The 3,046-nt window shown below is 74.2% G+C and carries 4 protein-coding genes; 2 read left to right on the top strand and 2 right to left on the bottom strand.

Annotation, left to right across the window (positions count from 1 at the left end; all coding sequences use genetic code 11):
- Positions 1–185 (bottom strand): FAD-dependent monooxygenase (locus JWR81_RS10990; RefSeq protein ID WP_297650162.1); only part of this gene is annotated, 185 nt, incomplete at its 3' end.
- Between the two features lie 101 nt (positions 186–286).
- Between JWR81_RS10990 and JWR81_RS10995 the strand changes: the two genes are divergently transcribed.
- Entirely contained in the window at positions 287–1,432 is a 1,146-nt protein-coding gene (locus JWR81_RS10995) for a geranylgeranyl reductase family protein (protein WP_297650164.1), read from the top strand.
- Positions 1,433–1,453: 21 nt separating this feature from the next.
- Here the strand turns inward: JWR81_RS10995 and JWR81_RS11000 are convergent, their stop codons facing one another.
- Positions 1,454–2,290, bottom strand: coding sequence for a UbiA family prenyltransferase (locus tag JWR81_RS11000; protein WP_297650166.1), 837 nt, complete (start codon positions 2,288–2,290; stop codon positions 1,454–1,456).
- 26 nt (positions 2,291–2,316) lie between these two features.
- Between JWR81_RS11000 and JWR81_RS11005 the strand changes: the two genes are divergently transcribed.
- A partial coding sequence (locus tag JWR81_RS11005) for a methyltransferase domain-containing protein (protein ID WP_297650168.1) occupies positions 2,317–3,046 on the top strand: 730 nt, incomplete at its 3' end.

The following is a 3,046-nucleotide window of genomic DNA, read 5'->3' on the forward strand; positions in this document are numbered from 1 at the left end:
TCCGCCAGCCCGAGCTGCTGCAGCACGCGGACCGCCGACCCGTCGAGATGCACGGCGCGCGGCATGGGGTAGGGACGGGTGTGCCGGTCCACGACCGTGCAGGTGACGCCGTACTGCGCGAGCAGCGTCGCGACGGTGATCCCGACCGGCCCGGCCCCCACGACGACGACGGACGGGTGCGGCATGCGGATCAGTCTGCGCCGCCGACGCCGCACATCCCGCGCTTCGACGCGCCCGGCGACGCTGGCGGATGCAGCATGGGGATCTGCACCGAGAGAGGCCTGACATGGACGACGCAGCTGAGGACGTGATCCACGACGTCGCGATCGTCGGTGCGGGCCCGGCCGGGTCGGCGGCCGCGCTGCGGTTGCTGCAGCTGCGCCCCGGCGCTCGTGTGCTGATGCTGGACGCCGCGACGTTCCCTCGTGACAAGACCTGCGGTGACGGGATCGCGGCTCACGTGTTCGACCTCCTCGATGCACTGGGAGTGAGCGGTCTCGCCGAGGGTGCTCCCGCTGTGCCCCGGCTGCGGTTCCGCACCGCGACGGGCCGTACCGCGGAGCGCACCTGCGCGCGTCCGAACAGGGTGATCCGTCGTGAGGTCTTCGACGCGGCGCTCGTCGACGCCGCCGTGGCCCGCGGGGCGGTGCTGCGCCGGCACCGCGTCAGGACGCTGGAGGTGCGGAGTGACGGCGTCGTGCTCGACGGCGCGATCGCCGCCCGGACGGTGATCGGCGCCGATGGTGCGAACTCCACGGTCCGGCGCCTCCTCTGCGCACCGGCGGCCCCGCCGCGGTCGTCGGCGCTGGCGATCCGTGGCTACACCCCCTCGGTCCTCGATCCGGAGGCGCTGGTGATCGAGTTCGCGGACGGCCCCTATCCCGCGTACGCCTGGTCGTTCCCGGTCGCGGGTGGTGGCGCGAACGTCGGCTACGGGGTGTTCGACCGGCGAGGCGTCGGGAACCTTCAGGAGTTCCTCGCTGCCCTGCGCCGCCTGCTCCCGGGACAGGACCCGGATCCGATGACGGTCCGAGGCCACCATCTGCCGCTGTCGACCGGACCCCGCTTCCACCCCGACGGTCGGGTGCTGCTGGCCGGTGACGCCGCGTCCATGGTCAACCCGCTGACCGGGGAGGGGATCTTCGACGCCGTGGCGTCCGGTGCGCTCGCCGGTCGGGCCGCGCTGTCGGGTGCCGCGGCTGGTGCGCTGCACCGGCGGGCCATGCGGCGCTGCTTCGGTCGCCATCACCTGCACAGCGGGGTGATGGCCCGGCTGACGGCGGACTCGCGGTTCCTCGACGCCGCGGTGGTGGCGGCAGGGCGGCACCGCAGCGTGTTCGATGCGGCGGTCGACCTCGGGTTGGGACGGGGCACGGTCCCGCCCGGGGCGCTGGCCCGGGTGGTCGGGGCCTACCTCGGCGGCCTCGCCTGAGTGCCTCGTCCGCGTGGCGGCTCAGCCGACGATGGCGGGCCCGGCCGCGACGAGCAGGACCACCGCGGTCACGGCGACCACCAGTACGGCGCGGAACGGGGCTCGTGACCCGGGTCTGCGCCCGGCCCGGAAGCCGACGGCGAGCACCAGAACCGCGATGACCGGCACGCTCCAGGCGAGCCAGGGCGGAACGGGCACGCCGACGGCGAGCACGACGGTGGCGGCCAGCATCAGCACCGCCGCGGCGATCCGGCTGCGAGCCGCGCCCAGCCGGTGCGGCAGGCCGTGCACCCCCGTTGCGGCGTCGTCGTCGAGGTCGGGCAACACGTTGGCGAAGTGCGCGCCGGCCCCGAGCAGCGCCCCACCCACGGGCAACCACCACGGGGGAACGGGGGACCCGGGGAGGCCGAGGACCACGAACGCCGGCAGCAGTCCGAAACACACCATGTAGGGCAGCACCGACACGCGGGTCGACTTGAGCCCCAGGTCGTACGCCCAACCCGCGGCCACCGCGACCAGGTGCACCCCACCCGCAACCGGCCCGGACGCCAGCGAGAGCGGCACGCACGCCAGCGCCGCGACCAGGGCTGCCGTCTGCACGGTCCGCTCGGACACGGCTCCGGAGACCACGGGCTTGTCGGTACGCCCGACAGCCTTGTCGCGGGCGGCGTCGAGCGCGTCGTTGAGCCAGCCGATCGACAGCTGGCCGGTGAGGACCGCCAGGCCGACGAGCACCACGCCTGCTGCGCTGCGCCCCGCGGTGACGGCCAGCGCCGTCAGCATCAGCGTCACTGCCGCCGTCGGCTCCGGATGGCACGACCTCGCGAGTCCCACCGCGCCCGCCTCGACAGGCCCCATGGTCGCCAGTCTGACAGCCTCAGGAGGTGGCCGGCGCCCGGAACGTTCCCGCTCGCAACGATCCGGGCCAGTACGACGAACTGGTCGACCGCTGGTGGGAGCCGCGTGGGCCCTTCGCGATGCTGCACTGGCTTGCACGCGCACGCGGCGCGCTCGTGCCTCCCGCCGGGCGTCCCGGGGCGGTACTGGTCGATCTGGGGTGCGGCGCGGGCCTGCTGGCGCCGCACATCGCCGAGAAGGGATACCGCCACCTCGGCGTGGATCTCACCGCCTCGGCCCTGCACGTTGCGGCCTCACACGGAGTGACAGTGGTCCGCGGCGACGTCACCGCCGTGCCGCTGGCCGACGGCTGCGCGGACGTCGTCACGGCCGGAGAGATCCTCGAGCACGTCGCGAACCATGCCGCGGCCGTGGGCGAGGCCTGCCGGTTGCTCCGGCCGGGCGGGCTGCTCGTGATCGACACCATCGCCGCGACCCCGCTCGGGAGGTTCGTCGCCGTGACGGTGGCCGAGCGGGTACCAGGCGGAGCGCCTCCGGGCATCCACGACCCGGAGCTGTTCGTCGACCGTGCCGCACTCGTGCGCGAATGTGCTCGACACGGGGTAGAACTGGAACTGCGCGGCATCCGCCCCTCCCTGGTCGGAATCGGCCGGTTCCTCACCGGGAGCCGCGACGTCGTGGAGATGGTCCCGGTCCCGACGACGGCGGTGCTGTTCCAGGGGATCGGCCGACGGACCGCCACCCCGCTCGCGCGGG

Origin of the sequence: Pseudonocardia sp. (assembly GCF_025965585.1) — a bacterium.
GTDB lineage: Bacteria > Actinomycetota > Actinomycetes > Mycobacteriales > Pseudonocardiaceae > Pseudonocardia.